The 17,669-nt window shown below is 62.0% G+C and carries 16 protein-coding genes; 9 read left to right on the top strand and 7 right to left on the bottom strand.

Annotation, left to right across the window (positions count from 1 at the left end):
- Positions 1-246: 246 nt before the first annotated feature.
- Complete coding sequence (locus QOL68_RS15945) at positions 247-1,605, top strand: aromatic ring-hydroxylating oxygenase subunit alpha (RefSeq protein ID WP_282950053.1); 1,359 nt, start codon at positions 247-249, stop codon at positions 1,603-1,605.
- Positions 1,602-2,402 (top strand): enoyl-CoA hydratase/isomerase family protein, encoded by an 801-nt coding sequence (locus tag QOL68_RS15940; RefSeq protein WP_349252334.1) that lies wholly within the window; start codon positions 1,602-1,604, stop codon positions 2,400-2,402. Before QOL68_RS15945 ends, QOL68_RS15940 begins: the two co-directional genes overlap by 4 nt.
- Here the strand turns inward: QOL68_RS15940 and QOL68_RS15935 are convergent.
- From QOL68_RS15935 to QOL68_RS15920, 4 genes are read right to left on the bottom strand one after another with little or no spacing between them, the layout of a single operon-like run.
- Complete coding sequence (locus QOL68_RS15935; RefSeq protein WP_058454861.1) at positions 2,399-3,496, bottom strand: acyl-CoA dehydrogenase family protein; 1,098 nt, start codon at positions 3,494-3,496, stop codon at positions 2,399-2,401. The two genes, QOL68_RS15940 and QOL68_RS15935, sit on opposite strands and share 4 nt — an antisense overlap.
- Before the next feature lie 34 nt (positions 3,497-3,530).
- Positions 3,531-4,715: an acyl-CoA dehydrogenase family protein gene (locus QOL68_RS15930; RefSeq protein ID WP_282950052.1), complete on the bottom strand. Its 1,185-nt coding sequence runs from the start codon at positions 4,713-4,715 to the stop codon at positions 3,531-3,533.
- Positions 4,712-6,373, bottom strand: a complete 1,662-nt coding sequence (locus tag QOL68_RS15925; RefSeq protein WP_282950051.1) for an AMP-binding protein — start codon at positions 6,371-6,373, stop codon at positions 4,712-4,714. The genes QOL68_RS15930 and QOL68_RS15925 overlap by 4 nt, the downstream gene beginning before the upstream one ends.
- On the bottom strand, positions 6,366-7,121 hold the full coding sequence (locus tag QOL68_RS15920; RefSeq protein ID WP_282950050.1) for an acetoacetate decarboxylase family protein: 756 nt from the start codon (positions 7,119-7,121) through the stop codon (positions 6,366-6,368). The genes QOL68_RS15925 and QOL68_RS15920 overlap by 8 nt, the downstream gene beginning before the upstream one ends.
- 313 nt (positions 7,122-7,434) lie before the next feature.
- Here QOL68_RS15920 and QOL68_RS15915 point away from each other — a divergent pair, with 313 nt between their 5' ends.
- Entirely contained in the window at positions 7,435-8,508 is a 1,074-nt protein-coding gene (locus QOL68_RS15915) for an AraC family transcriptional regulator (protein WP_282950049.1), read from the top strand.
- A gap of 4 nt (positions 8,509-8,512) precedes the next feature.
- On the opposite strand, the gene QOL68_RS15910 is transcribed toward QOL68_RS15915, so the two are convergent.
- From QOL68_RS15910 to QOL68_RS15900, 3 genes are read right to left on the bottom strand one after another with little or no spacing between them, the layout of a single operon-like run.
- Complete coding sequence (locus QOL68_RS15910; protein ID WP_282950048.1) at positions 8,513-9,316, bottom strand: enoyl-CoA hydratase; 804 nt, start codon at positions 9,314-9,316, stop codon at positions 8,513-8,515.
- A 14-nt stretch (positions 9,317-9,330) separates the two neighbouring features.
- On the bottom strand, positions 9,331-10,560 hold the full coding sequence (locus QOL68_RS15905) for a cytochrome P450 (RefSeq protein ID WP_282950047.1): 1,230 nt from the start codon (positions 10,558-10,560) through the stop codon (positions 9,331-9,333).
- Positions 10,561-10,595: 35 nt separating this feature from the next.
- Positions 10,596-12,854 carry a TonB-dependent receptor gene (locus QOL68_RS15900; protein ID WP_282950046.1) on the bottom strand — a complete coding sequence of 753 codons (2,259 nt, stop codon included), beginning with the start codon at positions 12,852-12,854 and terminating at the stop codon, positions 10,596-10,598.
- 267 nt (positions 12,855-13,121) lie between these two features.
- Between QOL68_RS15900 and QOL68_RS15895 the strand changes: the two genes are divergently transcribed.
- Genes QOL68_RS15895 through QOL68_RS15870 form a run of 6 tightly spaced genes read left to right on the top strand, consistent with a single transcriptional unit; the run spans position 13,122 to position 17,412 of the window.
- Positions 13,122-13,640, top strand: coding sequence for a nuclear transport factor 2 family protein (locus QOL68_RS15895; protein ID WP_204993986.1), 519 nt, complete (start codon positions 13,122-13,124; stop codon positions 13,638-13,640).
- Positions 13,641-13,655: 15 nt separating this feature from the next.
- A complete protein-coding gene (locus QOL68_RS15890; RefSeq protein WP_282950045.1) occupies positions 13,656-14,639 on the top strand; it encodes a thiamine pyrophosphate-dependent dehydrogenase E1 component subunit alpha in 984 nt (327 codons plus the stop codon).
- Positions 14,639-15,619 (top strand): alpha-ketoacid dehydrogenase subunit beta, encoded by a 981-nt coding sequence (locus QOL68_RS15885; RefSeq protein ID WP_282950044.1) that lies wholly within the window; start codon positions 14,639-14,641, stop codon positions 15,617-15,619. Before QOL68_RS15890 ends, QOL68_RS15885 begins: the two co-directional genes overlap by 1 nt.
- A 20-nt stretch (positions 15,620-15,639) precedes the next feature.
- Complete coding sequence (locus tag QOL68_RS15880) at positions 15,640-15,870, top strand: biotin/lipoyl-containing protein (protein ID WP_058454872.1); 231 nt, start codon at positions 15,640-15,642, stop codon at positions 15,868-15,870.
- Entirely contained in the window at positions 15,871-16,656 is a 786-nt protein-coding gene (locus QOL68_RS15875) for an SDR family NAD(P)-dependent oxidoreductase (protein WP_282950043.1), read from the top strand.
- Positions 16,657-17,412: an SDR family NAD(P)-dependent oxidoreductase gene (locus tag QOL68_RS15870; RefSeq protein ID WP_282950042.1), complete on the top strand. Its 756-nt coding sequence runs from the start codon at positions 16,657-16,659 to the stop codon at positions 17,410-17,412.
- Positions 17,413-17,669 lie beyond the last annotated feature (257 nt).

The raw sequence follows: 17,669 nt of genomic DNA, 5'->3' as shown, positions 1-17,669 counted from the left end.
GTCGCGGTCGGTTCGTTTCTGGCCGGTTGGCGACTGACAGCTTCTGAGCATATTTCAACGTGAGCAGACATTCGGGGGCGGCATACGCGACAATAGCGGCAGGCTTTTCATTGTCACCTTGCTGCGTGTCGCGCGATGGTGGGATTTTGTCGCTGCATATCAAGACGGTTCCGAACGGCGCATTTTAGTCTCGCGCATCATAGAAATAGTCGCGCGATCGCGCAGCATGCCGGAGCCTCAACGCCGATGCCGAACGACAACTATTCGCCCGACGAAGTGCGTGACGATTTTGTTCCGAAAGAGGTGTATTACGCACAAGACTTCGCCGACCTGGAAGCGGACAAGCTCTGGCCCTTCGTCTGGCAGCTGGCGTGTCGCGCCGAAGAGGTGCCCAATGTTGGCGACTATGTTACCTACGACATCGTCGACGACTCAATCGTCGTCATACGCGCCAGCGAAACCGAATTAAAAGCCTATCATAACGTCTGCCCGCATCGTGCCCGGCGGCTGACCGAGGGCTGCGGCAACAACAGGCAGTTCGTCTGTCCCTTTCACGGCTGGCGCTTCGGCCTTGATGGCCGGAACATCAAGGTGATCGACAAGGGCGACTGGGGTGACTGCCTTAAGGATGAGGATATCAGGCTGTCCGAAGTCCAGTGTCAGTCATGGGGCGGCTTCGTCTTTATCAACATGGACACGAACGCCGAGCCGCTGCTCGATTTCCTGTCGCCCATGCCCGACTATTGCGAGAAGTTTGAATTCGAAAAGCTGCGATTCCAATGGTATAAAACGGTCGTGATGCCGTCGAATTGGAAGACCGTCCTCGGCTTTTTCAATGAATTCTATCATGTGCAGCAAGCGCATCCGCAATTGCTTGAATTCACCGACGACTATTCGAACAGCGGCGAATTCGGCCGCCATTCGCAGACATGGTTCGAATCCGAGGGCGCGCTTCCGTTCCGCAGATCCCCCCGCCTTCCCGCGCGACCAGAGCCGCCGATGAAGGAGCATATCGTTACCTTCGCCGAGCAGTATAAGGAAGATCTGCGCACCATGTTGACGCCGCGCAACTATGCGGCGGCAATGCGTGTCCGCGACGAGGTTCCGGCCGGGACGGGCGCCGCCGAGACCCTTACCAAATGGGCCGAATTCCAGATGGAGGCGGCGGCCGCCGACGGGTCGGGATGGCCCGAAGGGCTAACGCCCGAATATATCGAGCGGTCGGGACTCGACTGGCACGTCTTTCCCAACACTATCTTCCTTCACGGCTTCGTCGACGGCGTCCTCTGGTATCGCGTCCGGCCCAACGGCCGCGATCCCGAAAGCTGCATTTTCGATATTTGGTCGCTCGTCCGTTATGGTCCCGGTCAGGAGCCGCCACTCGAACGCGAATATTATGAGAACTGGCGCGACGGCGACTGGGGACTGATCTTCCGGCAGGATTTTGAGAATATTCCCGAGGTTCAGAAGGGCTTCAAATCGCGCGGCTTCAAGGGTGAACGCACAAATCCCGTGCAGGAACGGTCCGTGTCTAACTTTCACAGGGTACTGCGGCAGTTCCTGCGCGATCCCTATGACAAGCCACCGGTCACCCGACAAAGGTGAGGACGACGATGTACGAAAATTACGAGCATATCCGGTTCGACCGCCGTGGCCGCATTCTGACCGTGACGATGGACAGTCCGCCGCTCAATGCGGTGGGCCGGGCGCTGCACGATGAGCTCTCGTACGTATTTCTCGACGTGGCGCGCGACGAGGAGTGCGACGTCGTCATCCTGACCGGAGCGGGGCGTGCCTTCTCCGCGGGCGCGGATTTGCCCGGGCTGCTCAAGGCGACCGAGGACAAGGCGTTGCGCACCGCCCTGCTTTCGCGTGCGCCCGCGATCGTTCATTCGCTGTTGAGTCTCGAGAAGCCCGTTATCGCGAGGGTGAATGGCCATGCGATGGGACTGGGCGCAACGCTGGCGCTGCTCTGCGATGTCGTGATCGCTTCGAACGATGCCCGTATTGCCGATCCCCATGTCGGGATCGGGCTGTCGGCGGGGGATGGCGGCGCGCTGATCTGGCCGCAACTGATCGGCTATGCGCGGGCACGTCATCATCTGCTGACCGGCGACCCGCTGACGGCGACCGAAGCCGAAGCGATCGGCTTGATTTACAAGGCCGTCGCGGCCGATTCACTGGACGCCGAAGTCGATGCCTATGCCGACCGGCTGGCAAGCGGCGCCACGATGGCGATCCGCGCAACGAAACGGTCGATCAACATGGAACTTTGCCGCCAAGCGATCGCCACCGCCGAAGCGCATGCCGGGCTTGAATCCTACACGATGGCATCGAACGACCACCATGAAGCCGTGCTCGCCTTTATCGAGAAGCGTGCACCGGTCTTCAAGGGCGACTAGCCGGCCAATTCCATATAGCGCGCAAGGTGATGCTCGACATCACCGAAGCTGCGCTCGGACACCATCACCCGCCGCAGATAATGACCGACCGGATATTCGGTCGTCATCCCGATGCCTCCATGCAGATGAACCGCCATGCCCGCAATTCCTTTGGCTGCATCGAAGGTCTTGACCCAGCAACTCGACACCGCACGCCGCCGATCCTCGCGGCCGCCGCGATCGAAGACTGCAATGGCGTTGTAGAGGCTGGAACGGATTGAATCGGCGTCGATATACATTTCGACGACGCTATGCTGCAGCGCCTGGAAGTTCGCGAGCGGCTGGCCAAACTGGGTGCGCGTCTTGAGATAGTCAGCGGTGATTTCCACGGCCCGTTCGAGCGCTCCCAGCGTATCGGCACAAAGCGCGAGGCGCGCTTCGTCGAGCACGTCATCGATTGCATCGATTGTCGTGATACCCAGCAAAGCGTCAGGACCAAGCTCGACCTGCTCGAAACGGACGTCGATGGTGTCGGCATCGTCGATCGTCGCATAGCGTGTCGGGAAGATGGCCGCATTCTCCATTGCCGCCAAAAACAGGCCCACAACGCCGTCGCCCAGCAACGCCGTCACAAGCAGCCCGTCCGCACCCGCCCCGCCCGCGATCAAGCTTTTCGCGCCGGACAACCGGTACCCGGCGCCTGACGTCACAGCGCGGACTTCGGGCTCCAGCCTGTAGCGACGGCCGGGTTCATACAGCGCCGGCGCAAAGCGTCGGTCGCCGCTTGCCATCGCACCCAGAAGATCGAGGCGCTGCTGCCCCGCGGCGACCAGATCGACCAGCCCGGTCGCGAGGACGGCCGAGGCGATGTAGGGCTGGAGCGACAAGGCCCGGCCCATTTCTTCGGCGAGAATCAATACATCCTCGATATCGCCGCCCAGTCCCCCGGCATCTTCGGGCGCGAGCAACGCGAGCCAGCCGAGATCGGCATAGCCCCGCCAACCCGCACTGCCAGCCGCACCGTCACCGCGCCGCCGCGTCGCGAAATCGTCCGCGAGATAGCGCCGCGCACCGTCGCGCAGCATCTTCTGTTCCTGGCTCAGGGCAAAATCCACTCGCTCAACCTTTCTGTATCCTGCAGACGGCAGATCATCGGAACAGCGTGCTCCAGATGATGTTGCGCTGAATCTCGTCGGACCCGCCGAAGATCGTCGCGGCCCACCAATAGAGATATTGGGTGGTGCGCCCCGCGGCCGCCGGCGGCGCTCCGGCGACGAGCGGGGCTCCGTCGTCGGGGCCGAACCGCGGTACGACCTGCGGTCCGAGGATCGCCATTTCGAGGTCGGCGGCGCGCAGCAGATACGCTGCCCCGCGGATCGAGATCGCCGACGCCGCGGCACCAAGCCCCGGGCCTTCTTCCCCGGCCAGAACGCGCAGCACCGACCATTCGAGTGCATCCACATCGATCGCGAGCCGCGCGTGGCGGCGCCGGTATTCGCCCGCTTCGGCGGAGGGCAAGCCGCGGCACAGCTCGTCGTCGATCAATGCCGGAATTCGTGCCAGATACCGCCGCAACATGCCCAGATAGGCATTGTGCGTCCGCTCATGTCCGAGCAGATATTTGGCCTGTGTCCACCCGCTGTTTGGCTCGCCGATCAGATAATGGGCGGGAACGCGAGCATCCTCGATGAAGACCTCGTTGACATGCGCATCGCCGTCGATCGTATCGATCGGGCGCACCGTCACGCCCGGCGCATCCATCGGCATGATGATCATCGACAACCCGGCCTGCGGCTTCACCTCCGCATCGGTTCGCGCCAGGCAGATCATATAGTCCGCCATGTGGGCGTCGGTCGTCCATATCTTCTGCCCGGTAATCACATATTCGTCGCCGTCGCGCACCGCACGCGTGCGAAGGCTGGCAAGATCCGATCCAGCCTGCGGCTCCGAAAATCCCTGACAGAACCAGCAGTCGCCCTTCAGCATCGGTTCCAGAAACTCTTGCTGGAGCTCTGGGCTACCAAACCGGCACAGCACCGGCCCCGCCATCGACATTGCGATCAGGCTGTATTCGGGAGCATTGGCGAGGCCGCATTCCAGTTCGAAGATATAGCGCTGGATCGGCGACCAGCCTGCCCCACCGAATTCCGCCGGCCAGTTCGGCGCTGCCCAACCCTTTGCGTAAAGCTTCTGCTGCCACGGATGGACTGTGGCGCGTTTGTTGTGAAAGCCTGCCGCTTCGCGCCGCGCCAGCCCGGGCGGCAGCTCGGCGGCAAGAAAGGATCGGACTTCGGCGCGAAACGCCTCATCCTCGGCCGAAAATGCCAGCTTCATATCGCCTTTTCCTTCTCGAGCACTTCGCATGCTGCGATCTGCCGGAGCTGATCCTTGCGGACTTTGCCCGAGGGCGTTTTCGGGAGCTCGTCGACGAGCACCAGATGCTCGGGCGTTTTCTGGCGCGCCAACCCCGCCGCACTCACCATCGCGGTCACATCGGCCAGGTCGACCGACGCTCCGGCCGCCGGAACGATGAAAGCGCAAATGGCCTCGCCGGTCCGCTTGCTCGGCATCGAAACGACCGCGACTTCCTCGATCAGCGGAGAGGAAAACAGCACATCCTCGATTTCGCGCGCGCTTATATTTTCGCCCGCGCGGATGATCAGATCCTTCTTGCGGCCGGTACAGACGATGTGATCACCGTCGACGAGGCGGCCGAGGTCGCCCATCCGGAAATAGCCTTCCTCGTCATAGGCATCCTCATTGTCTTCGGGCCGCGCATAGCCGAGCGCCATGCTGGGCTCGCGCACCAGTATCTCGCCCTCCTCGCCCGCTTCTAGTGGCAGGCCGGTCGCGACGTCGACGATCTTGACCTCGCAACGGAGAAGGCGTCCGTCGGTTTCGGCCGCCAGCCGCATATCGTCGCGCGATGCGGGGCCGGCGGTCATCGTCGGCGCTTCGGTCGCGCCGAAAGTCCGGAACGGGATACAATTCGGAAACTGCCGCGCCGCGCCGTAGATCAGTTCGGGCGGGACAGATGCACCGCCGCACAGGAAATAGCGGAGCGACGGCACCGCTTCGTCGCGCGCGCGGGCGACGGCGAGGAAGTCCTGCAGGAAGGGCGTGGCGCCCAGCATGAAGGTACAGCGGTGCGCTTTCACAAGATCGAGCGCACGTTCGGCTTCCCAGATATCGACGATCACCGCAGGGACATCGATGATCCACGGCGCGTTGAGCGCCCACAGAAAGCCGCTGACATGCGTGACCGGCGACGGCGAGAAGGTGCAGTCGCCAATGCCCAGACCCATCGCCGCGGCCATCTTGACCGAATCAGCGCCGATGCTGTTGTGCGAATGAAGGACACCCTTTGGCCGGCCCGTCGTACCCGAAGTGTACATCAGCAGTTTCACTGCGTCGGGATCGACCGGCCGGGCTGTCGTCAACGGCGCCCCGGCGAGTATCTCGTCGAAGCTCCGCCATCCTTCCGCCGCGCTGCGAACGGTGATCATCTCGGGCACACCATCAAGATCGGGCGCGATCCGCGCCATCATCGCGGTATAGTCGAAGCCGCGGAACGCCCCGGGCACGAACATCAGCCGGCTACGCGATTCCCGCAGCATGAAGGTCACTTCGGCGTCGCGGTTGATCGGGACGATCGGGTTCACGACCACGCCCGTCATTGCAGCCGCAAGGTTGATGACCGAACATTCCCACCAGTTGGGAAGCTGAAACGAAACGACCTCGCCCGGTTTCAGCCCGATAGCGTCGAAGTAGCCGGCAAGCCTTTGCGCACGATCGTAGAGATCGCTGCAGGAGAGCCGGTGCTCGCCGTCGATCAACAGGATTCGCCCTGGGTTGGCAGCTACCCGCTCGGCAGCGAAATCGGCGATCGTTCGATTGGTCCAGTCGCCATCGCGGACAGCGCGATCGGCGCGGTCGGGATTCCAGCGCATTCGCCAGCCACCGGCGTCCTCGCGATAGTGGCGGTCAGCCATGAAGGCGCCGCGTCGCCGAACGATCGATTTCGGCGCGTCCCTCGGCAACGAATGCCCGGCGGCGGGCGATAACGGGTATATCGGCTAGCACGTCGACGACGCGCGCCGATAGCGGCGCATCGCGGAAACCAGGGCGATGAAAGCGAATGTCGCCGTCGCCAGACCATGCCCGGTCGTAGTGCCACCGCATGACATTCTCCATCGGGTGATCGGCGTCGGGTTCGGCCCCGTCACCCGGGATCAGTTTCCAGCCGAAAGTTCGCACCTCCCCCGCGCTCTGGTTCACCCGTGCCAAGGCGTCGTCGGACAACGGACGCAAGCCCGAGACTTTGCCCTCGATCAGCACCGCGTCATATTCGGAAGCCCGGAAGCGACGGCCGTCGTCGCTCCGTTCGATCATATCCATCGCCGCGGGCAATTTCGCAAAGCCCATGAACTCGCGGCCGCTGATAAGCGCGCCGGGCTCGGTCACCCACATCACCGGGGCAAAGCCCGACGGGCGCTCGTCATCGCCATAGAGCGCGCTCACCGAAACGACGATCTCGCGATATCCGCGGCCGCCCAGATAATCCACGTCGCTGTAATCGATGCGGGTGACGGTGACGACCGGCTGCGCGGCGGTTCGGAAGAAGCGCGGCAGCAGCCGTTCGGCCGCCGCGACGCTGGTCTCGAAACCGATCGAGACGACCTCCGCGAAGGATATAAGGCTCCGGTCAGGTACCGGACTCGGACCGAAAAGAGCCGGCATATCAAATCGCTGCGTCGCCAAAACCATGCTCCCTTCGCCCGCGAATGGGCGTTGCGGCGAACATAATCGAGCGGCTCTGGCGCATCTTGGCGGCGGGCGACATTGACCTGACATCCGGCGACCCTTGCCGCAGAAAACCGCCGGTTTCGGGGCGCGCATCACGGCAACATCATCCTATATCGCCTGTCGGGCAATATCTTGATTTTTGACGACAAAGATCAGATGATTCGCGTCGTAACGGAGCGCGGCGATTCTTCGCAAATGACGTGCCGGACAAGAAATGGCGTCGAAAAAGGGCGTCAGGGAGAGCGAAATGGCTAGCACTGCAAAGCTTCTCGACAGAGATCACGAGGATGCCAGCGCCAAGACGGCACTGGTTCGTGCGGACATCCTGCGCCTGTATCCGGAGGTCGTAAGCCGGCTGGGCGGCGATCCCGAACCCCTGCTGGCAAAGGAAAGTATCTCGCCGGAGATTTTCGGCCAGACGGGCGCGATGATATCCTATCGCCGCGCGATCCGGCTGTTGCACCGGACGGCCATCGAACTTCAGCGACCCGACTTCGGGATGACATTTGCATCGCATCAAGGCGGCACGGCGGTCCTCGGCCCGCTGGAAGTCGCGATGTCGAACGCGCCCACGCTTGGCGACGCCTATCGCTATTGTGCCGACCATTTACGTACTTACAGCCTGGCCAGCGAGCTGACGCTCGAGAATGAGCGCGGCAGCGGCCGACCCTATATACGCTGGGAGATTTGCCTCGACCGGCTGCCCCACCAGGAGCAGGCGATCGAACAGGGGATGGCGCTGATGCACCACGCGATCCTCGCGCTGTCGGGCGGAAGCGTGCGTGCGCGCGAAGTATGGTTCGGCCATGATTATATTTCGGCGCCCACGCGCTACAGCCAGTACTTCGGCGCGCGCGTCGAGATGAACGCCCCGTTCAACGCGATTTTCCTCAACCGCGCCGACCTTGCAGCGCCGATCGCCAATCGCAGTCAGCAGCTGTACGACATGGCGACGTCCTTCATCGACACGCAGTTTCCGGATTCGGCGCGACCGCTGTCCGGGCGGGTGCGTTCGGTCGCTGCACGGCTCCTGTCGCATGGCGGTAGTCTGCACGTCGATGTAGCCGCCGCCATCGGAATGCACCCGCGCACGATGCAGCGCCGATTGAGCGAGGAAGGCGTAAGCTTCGAGGATATCAAGGACGAGGTGCGGCGCGAGGCGGCCATTCGCTACCTCGGTCAGCCGACGATCCCGCTGACGCGCGTTGCCGCGATGCTCGGTTATAGCGAGCCATCGGTGCTGACACGTAGCTGCCACCGCTGGTTCGGCGCCAGTCCGCGCAAGTTTCGCAAGGATATGTCGACCGACGTCGAGCTATGATCGGCTAGTCTGCGAGCAGCCGCTTGCCTTGATCGACCGCAGCGCCGAGCCCGCGCGTCACGGTCGCAAGATATTCCCGGCTGAAATGCGAAAGCTCGTGTGCGGTAAAATGGGCCTCCAGCGCGGAGCGGAATCCGGCAAGATCGTGCCCATGGTTGAGCGATCGCTTCGTCAGGCGAACGCCGAACGGCGGCGCCTCGGCGATGCGCAACGCCAGCGCCATCGCCGCATCATCCAGCGCTGCGACCGGTGCGATCCGGTTGACGAGCCCGATAGCATTCGCTTCGGCGGCGGTCATGCGCTCGCCCGTGAACAGCATCTCCTTGGCACGGCGAAGTCCCATCACCCAGGGATGTACTAGTATCTCGACCGACGCCGCACCCAAGCTGTGAACCACCGGATCGGCGAAATAGGCGTCGTCCGATGCGACTATCAGGTCGCACATGTTCGCCATCATGAATGCGCCCGAGACACAGGCACCCTGCACGCGCGCGATGGTGGGCTTGGGGCAATCCCAGATTTTCAGGCACAGCCCGTAGAAATGCTTTTCCTCATAGGCCCAGCGCTCTTCGACAGACAGGTTGGCGCGCTTTTCCTCGCCTTCGCGCAGATCATGGCCTGCCGAAAAATGACCGCCGATGCCGCCGATGACGATGACGCGCACTGAAGCATCGGTGGCCGCGCGATCGAGCGCGGCTTCGATCTCGGTCAGCATCAACTGGTTCTGGGCGTTGCGCTTGTCGGGCCGGTTCTGTTCGATGACAGCCACGGCACCGGTCTGGCCATATTTCACAAGGTCGTAAGTCATGGGATGAAAGCCCGTCAGACAGGATCGAAAGCGATTTCGAGCCGGCTGGGACCAAAGGCGAAGAAATGAGCCTGCCAGGATACGCCGGCCTCGCCGCGCGCCAGGCGTAGGTTCTTCATGCGCTGGAGCAGACGGTCGATCGTGATCCTGAGCTCGCCTCGTGCGAGCAGATTGCCGACACAAAAATGGGGCCCGACGCCGAAAGCGAAATGCCGGCGCGCGTTCGTCCGCCGGATATCGAAGCGATCGGGGTCGGGAAACACCGCAGGATCGTAATTGCCCGCGCCAAAGCGCAGCACGATGATCGAATCCTTGGCGATCGGCACCCCGCCGATCTCTGTATCGCAGGTTGCCCGGCGCCAAAGGCCCTGAACCGGCGCCGCAGTTCGCAGAACCTCTTCGACGAAGTTGGCGATGAGCGACGGGTCGGAGCGAAGCTCGTCCTCAAGGCCTGGCGTGGTCGCGATCCGGTGCATCGCGCTGGCAAGGGCTCCCACTGTCGTGTCGCTTCCAGCCGGCAGCATCTGCTCGACGATCTGGATGATCTCTTCGATCGCCAGACGTTTGCCGTTGACCTCTGCGTGGACCAGATCGTTGAGGATGCAAGGGCGCGGAACGTCGCGATATTCCTCGATGCGCTCGACCAGGAACTGCTGCAATTCGCAAATGGTGTGCGTGATTTCGACCTGACGTTCTTCGCCGTTGTTGGGGTCAGCCTCCTGGACGATCGCGTCGGCCCAGCGCTTGAAATCGGCGAACCGCTCGCGCGGCAGACCGATCTGGTCCGACAGGACATGATTGGGAATTTTGACTGCGAGATCATAGTAGAAATCGGCAGCACCCGAACCGATGATCTGGTCGATCATTTCGTCGACCACCCCCGCAAGATAGGCTTCCATCCGCTTGACGCTCGACACGGTGAACACCTTGTCGACGAGCGAGCGGTGAAAGCTGTGGATTGGTGGATCGGCCACAACCAGTGCGGTCACCGGCAAATAGCCGTTCTCGCGATAGATGGCGTCGATCCGCTCCTGATAGGGCGCCGTCTTGACGAGCAATTGGCCCGTAACGCTGGAAAAGGTCTTTGTGTCCATCGCGGCCTTGCGGATATCGTCATAGCCGGTGACGATGTAGAAGCCGTTTGATTTGTCGTAATAGACGGGCCCCGCCTTGCGGATTTCTTCATAGGCCGCAAAGGGGCAACGCTGAATATCCGGGTCGTTGAAACTGATCTCCGGCGTCACACCTTGCTCCCTCTTGATCGCTGCCGGCATCGTGGTCAGAAATCATATCCGACGGTGATGCCGAACTCGCGCGGCTCTTCATAGGTGGCACGTGCAGCACCGGCCGAAATGGTTGTCGAGCTGAACGACTTGGCATTCGTGAGGTTGTGCACCCACAATGCGAGACGCAAGCCGCTGTTATCCGGCTTGTATGCAATCTCGGTCGCCACGCGCGCATAGGCGCCCTGAACCAGCAGGTCGAACGCGTCATAGGGCAGATATTTGCTCGAGTAGTGGACGCTGGGTGTAATCGTCAGGTCGCCACCCCCGACGCTGCCGGTGTAGGTCACGCTCGCGACCGCGCTGACTTTCGGCGCACGGACCAGCCGCTGGCCGCTGACATCGGCGACCACCGGGGGAAGTCCGCCCGCCGTGATGACGGGCTGATAGCCTGCGGCGTTCGGGAAACTGCGGAAATCCGCCTTGGGCATCCATGTCACCCCTCCCCGCGCGCTGAGCGAAGAGCCGAGATCGACGGTCCCGTCGAATTCGACGCCGAAAATGCGGGCCGAGGCCGCGTTGGTCGGAATGATTGTCGTCCCGGTAAACGACTGAATCTGCAGATCCTTATAATCGTAGAAGAACGCCGCGAGATTCAGCGAATAGCTGGGCTGCGCCGTCTTGTAGCCAACTTCATAGGCTGTGATCTTTTCGGGGTTCACCGGATCGCCGATGGTCAGGATCGGCAGGATACCGCTTTTGAAGCCCTTGCTGAAGGTCGCATAGATATTGCTGCGGCCGTCGAGCGCATAGCGAAGGCCAACCCGCGGCGTGAAGCTGTCCCAGCTAGGGTTCGCAAAGTTGGTGAAAGGCGAACCGAAGAAGGTGATATAGCCCTTCTTCTTCTCATAGCTGTAGCGCAAGCCCGTGGTCAGTGTGAGCTGGTCCGTCAGATCAATGTCGGCCTGCGCGAAAATGCCGTAGGCGCGGGTCTTGACGCGGGTCGTCGCGATCAGCAGCGGATTGTAGATGACAGCCGGCGCACCCGGCTGGGCGCCCCCGCTGAAATCGCTGATAACCCCCGACAGATCGCCATTGCTGCTGAAGAAGTTGCCGCCCACGACGAATTTCATGCGCCCCATCTGTTCGGACGTGAACAATATGTCCTGAAGGAAATTGTCGTTGGGCTGCGTATCGGCGAACGCGATGCACGCAAATGTCATCGGCGCCGCGGCGAGGCACTGCGGTGAATAGGAAGCGTCGACATCGACGCGTTCGCGATGCCGGCTGAGCGTGTAGCTGGTCGTCGAGGTCAATGTGCCGGCGCCAGTGTCGATATCGATCTTCAGCGCACCGCCATAATTCTTGATCTCGGTCAGCGGATCGGGCGCGTCGTATGCATATTCGAAGGGTCGCGTACCGAATACGGCGTCGGGATAGAAAGCCCCCGCGGTCAGACCGCCCACCGGCAACCCGGCGCTACCATGATCGCTCTTGCGGTGCATATAATAGCCGCTGAGCAGAACCGAAACATTCTCGGTAGGCGTGAACAGCAACTTGCCGCGCAGCGTGACCGATTTCAGCCAGTCCATGCGATCGGAGCCATAGGCATTCTGGATTGCCGTCGGCAGACCGTCATAGACAATGTTCGTCGAATAGCCGTCGACATTGCGATAGGCGAAGGAGAGGCTGGCGGCGATCTTGTCGGCAACGATCGGACCGCTCACATATCCTTTCACCCCCAGATCATAGGACGAGCGGCTGGATCCCGAGCCGTCATACAGCCCGGCGGTTGCCGAAATGCTGCCCGTCGGCGTGAAGCTGGGGGTCTTGGTAAATATCTGGATCGCGCCGCCGGTTGAATTCCGCCCGAACAATGTGCCTTGCGGGCCCTTGGACACTTCGATCCTCTCAACATCGGGCAAGTCGATCGAGGCGCCAGCCTGGGTCCCCTCATAAACACCATCGATATAGAGTGCGATCGGGTTGTCCGAACCGGGGCCGGTGACGAGCGTCGTGATCCCGCGCAGCGCCGGCTGCACGAAGTTGCCTTGCGCCTGGAAGGTCAGGCCGGGCGTCACGGCGCCGAGATCGCGCAGATTGTCCACACCAGCCGTCTCGAGCTGTTCGCCGCTTTGCACCACCACCGAGATCGGCACATCCTGAAGCCGTTCGGCGCGTCGCTGAGCCAGCACGATGATCTCGTTGCCGTCATTCGCGGCCGTAGCGTCGGCTGGCGGTGTGGTGCCCTGCGCCCAGGCGGGGGCCGACGACGACAGCAACACGAGAGCCACGCTTCCGAGTTTGAACCTCATCATTTTCCTCCCCAACCGAGCTCTTCTGATGGTCGCTCTTTTGATCCGTGATCACCGAATAATGAATTTGCTACGCACCGCGCGTCTTTATCTTTGACGACAAAATCCCGATTGCAGGCGGTCCGTATCAGTCGCTTCGACAACGATTTCGAAGCCATCGGGATACAGGCCGGGGGTGTCGTTCCGAGCGCAAAAATTGTCGCGGCCCGTCAAGATGCGCTGCGAACACGCATTCTAACGTCGAGAGCAAGAGAAGAGGTCTGAAACATGCAGGACGATCTGAACGAGATTTTGAACCACCAGCGAATCCGGCTGGTTCTGGAACGATATTGCCGCGGCATCGACAGGCTCGACGCCGAAGCGCTCGCCAGTGTCTATTGGGACGACGCGCATGACAATCATGGCATCTACAACGGCCCTGCGCGCGACTTCGCCGAGTTTATCATTCCCTACATGCGCGATCATTGGATCACGACCACGCACATGATCGGCCAGTCGAATATCGAAGTGGCCGGTAATCGCGCCGCCGCAGAAACCGTCTTTATCGCGCATCACATCCGGCCCGATGGTGAGGGCATCGCCGACGACGTCGCCGGCGGCCGATATGCGGATGTCCTCGAATGCCGCGATGGCGAATGGCGGCTACTCGATCGCGTCGTCGTGATGGACTGGGTCTACACGCATGCCGGCCTCGCCAGCAGCGCTATCGATCCCGATGTTTTCGTGATCGGCCAGCGTGACACGGCCGATTTTGGTTACCAGCCCTACGGCCGGCTTCGCGACTGAAGGATCTGGACCCGCATGACCCACCGAACCGATCCCGACGCAACGACGCTCATTGCGATCTACCGGCGCATGGCGCTTATAAAGGCCAATGACGAGCGGTCGCGCAAGGTGATCATGACCGGCCGGCTCGTCATGCCCTATTATTCACCGCGCGGGCAGGAAGTGATCCCGAGCGCGGTATCGGCCAACCTGCAGGACAGCGACTATATCTGCACCATCTATCGCGGCACCCACGATATGCTGGCCAAGGGCGTGCCGCTGAAAGACCTTTGGGCCGAGCTTGCGGGTCGCGTCACGGGAACCTGCAAGGGCAAAGGGGGTCCGATGCATATCACCCATCCGAAATCGGGGGTGATGGTGACGACCGGGATCGTGGGAAGTTCGATGCCGATCGCCAACGGTCTTGCGTGGTCGTCGCAGCTAAAGGGCGACGGCCGGGTGACAGTGGCCTATTTCGGCGACGGGGCCTCGAATATCGGTGCGTTTCACGAAGCGCTCAACCTGGCATCCGTTTGGAAGCTGCCCGTTGTCTTCGTTTGCCAGAATAATGAGTGGGGCGAGCACACCGCCTATGAGAAAGCAACATCGGCACCGCGTGTCGCGGACCGGGCGGCATCCTATTCTATGCCGGGCATCCGCGTCGACGGAAACGATGTGCTCGAAACCTATGCTGCAGCGCGCGATGCAGTCGAGCGTGCGCGGAGCGGCGCAGGTCCCACGCTTGTCGAGGCGATGACCTATCGTTTTCACGGCCATATTTTCGGCGACACCGATGCCTATATGGACCCCGAGCGCAAAGCGGCGGCAATAGCGGCCGATCCCGTCCCCCGCTTTCGCGCGTGGCTGATCGAAAAGGGACACGCCGCAGAAGCCGATCTTGCCGCTATGGAAGCAGCCATCGACACCGAGATCGACCAAGCGATCGACTATGCGCTGGCAAGCGATTTTCCGGACGTCGGCGAGTTGTCGCGCGATGTATTCGCGGCGGAGGCGGCGTGATGGGCAGCATCACCATCCTCGAGAGCATTAACCGGGCGCTCGGCGACGCCATGGAAGCCGACGAAGCTGTGCTGATCCTGGGCGAGGATGTCGCAGACCCCGAGGATGGCGGCGTCCTCGGAGTTACCAAGGGATTGTCGACGCGGTTCGGCGAACAACGGGTGCGGTCGACCCCGATTGCCGAGCAGGCGATCGTCGGTGCCGCTATCGGCGTGTCGCTCGGCGGGTTCAAACCGGTCGCCGAAATCATGTTGATGAATTTCACGACGGTCGCGATGGACATGATCGTCAACCACGCGGCAAAGCTGCGCTTCATGTCGGGCGGCCAGACCAACGTCCCGATCGTGATCCGCACGATGACGGGCAGCGGCTTTGCCAACGGCGGTCAGCATAGCGACTATCTGGAGGCCTGGTTCGCGCACACCGCGGGAATCAAGGTTGTGGCGCCGTCGAACCCGAGCGACGCCTATGGCCTGCTGCGCAGCGCCATCGACGATCCCGATCCGGTGATCTTCATCGAGAATCTGCCGACCTATTTCACCAAGGGCGAGGCGCCCGAAAGCGGGCACCGCGTCCCCATCGGCAAAGCCAGTGTCGTGCGGGAAGGCAGCGACGTGACGGTCATTGCCTACGCGAAAATGGTCCAGGAAGCGGCTGCGGCGGCCGAGGCCCTCGCGAGCCGTGGCATGTCGGCCGAACTGATCGATCTGCGCAGCATCGCGCCGTGGGACCGTGAGACGGTGCTGGCGTCGGTGAAGAAGACCGGCCGAGCGATCGTCGTGCACGAAGCGGTCACGCCTTTCGGAGCAGGCGCCGAGATCAGTTCGGTCATTCACGAAAATCTGTTTCACGCGCTCAAGGCGCCCGTACAGCGGTTGGGCGCGGCATTCTGTCCCGTCCCCTTCTCTCGTCCGCTCGAATCCGCGTTCGCGCCCGATGCGGCAGCCATAGAAGCTGCGGTTGGCAGGCTATTGACCTGAAATAGAAAGGAAATCTCTCCATGGCGGTCGAAGTCCTGTTGCCCAAAATCGGCTTTTCGATGAACGAAGGCGAACTCGTCGAATGGCTTGTCGCCGACGGCGGTCAAGCGGTTGAAGGCGAGCCGCTCTATGCGCTCGAGAGCGAGAAATCGACGCAGGAGGTCGAAAGCCCGGCCACGGGAACCTTACGAATTCGCGCTGCGATCGGGGAAACCTATCAGGTCGGCGCTATTCTCGCGGTCATCGAATAGATGGGCCGGCTCGACGGCAAGGTAGCCCTGATTTCCGGAGGCGCGAGTGGCCTCGGCGCGGCCGAGGCCGAACTTTTCGCCCGCGAGGGCGCCCGCGTCGTCGTTGGCGATATCCAGATCGAGGCCGGACAAAATGTCATAGACCGGATCGTTGCCGCGGGCGGCGATGCCGCCCTGACGCCGCTCGACGTCACCAGCGCCGAAAGCTGGCGGCAGGCGGTGCGATTCACCGTCGAACGGTTTGGCGGGTTGACCACGCTCGTCAACAATGCCGGCATTTTTCGCATGGGCGGCGTGCGCACGACGACGCCAGAAATCTGGTCCGACGTGATTGCAGTCAACCAGACGGGAACGCTTCTGGGCATGCAGGCGGCAGTGCCCGAATTGCTCAAGTCCGCGAGCGCGGCGATCGTCAACATCGCGTCGATCTATGCGATTACCCCCAGTCCCGACGCCCTGTCGTATCACGCCTCGAAAAGCGCGGTTCGCATGATGAGCCGGGCGGCGGCGCTCGAATTCGCCCGGCAAGGCATCCGGGTCAACACAATCCTTCCCGGACGGATCGACACGCCGATCGCCGGCAACATTGCGCCGGAGCAACTGGCGGCGGTCAACGCCCGAATCCCTATGGGGTGGACCGGCGATCCCATCGATATCGCACACGGAGTCCTCTATTTCGCTTCCGATGACGCGCGCTATGTAACGGGGGCAGAACTGATCATCGATGGCGGCTGGTATGCCGGCGCCGGATCGATGATCGACGCACCGGAACCGGAAGGAAGCTAGATGGAAATCGACGGCGTCGCCGCCATTGTTACGGGCGGTGGATCCGGCCTCGGCGCGGCGACGGCGAAACTGCTTGCGGCGCGCGGCGCAAAAGTAGCAATCCTCGACCGCGACCCTGTCGCGGGCGAACGGAACGCGACGGAAACAGGCGCCCTGTTTGCGGAATGCGATGTCACCTGCGAAGCGAGCGTAAAGGCTGCTCTGGACGCCGCAGAGGCTCGGCACGGCATCGCGCGCATTCTCGTCAATTGCGCTGGAATCTCGGACCTCGTCAAAACCGTTGATCAAGGCGGAAAACCCCATCCCCTTGATGCCTTCCGACGGATCATCGACATCAATCTGGTCGGGACGTTCAACACACTCTCGCAGTTCGCCGCCAGACTATGCGCTGCCGACCCGATCGGAGAAGAGCGCGGGGTGATCGTCAACACATCGTCGATCGCCGCCTTCGACGGCATCGCCGGGCAGGCCGCCTACAGTGCGTCGAAGAGCGCTATAGTCGGAATGTCGCTGCCCATCGCGCGCGATCTGGCTCCGCACAAGATCAGGATTGTCGCTATCGCACCGGGCACATTCCTCAGCCCGATGGTCGAAGCGCTGCCACAACAACATAGGGATGCGCTCGCCGCAGGCGTGCCGCATCCCAGCCGGCTCGGCCGTCTGGAAGAATTTGCGGAATTCGTCGAGACGGTCATAGGCAGTCCGATGCTGAACGGCACCTGCGTCCGCTTCGATGGCGCTGCCCGCCTTCAGTAAACTCGGCGATGATCCGCTGCGATTCCGATTCTGGTCGATCGCGGACCGGCAGCTTTTGGTCAGAAAATTCGATAAGCAGCCGTTAGTTAGGACCGCACCTTTCCAATCGTACCGCACGCGCTCAATCGCGGCGTGTTGAGGCCAAATTTCGGCTATCCTGCTCAGTACTCCGTATTAACGGCAATCCGCACGTTCTTGGTGCTTGAGGAACGAATCCCCATCTTGATGGCCTCGGGGGGGAGCCTGCACTCGCGGCA

The organism is Sphingopyxis sp. Geo25 (assembly GCF_949769135.1).
Classification (GTDB): Bacteria; Pseudomonadota; Alphaproteobacteria; order Sphingomonadales; family Sphingomonadaceae; genus Sphingopyxis.
Note: the sequence above shows the minus strand (reverse complement) of the source record. Positions and strands in the feature narration are given on the sequence as shown.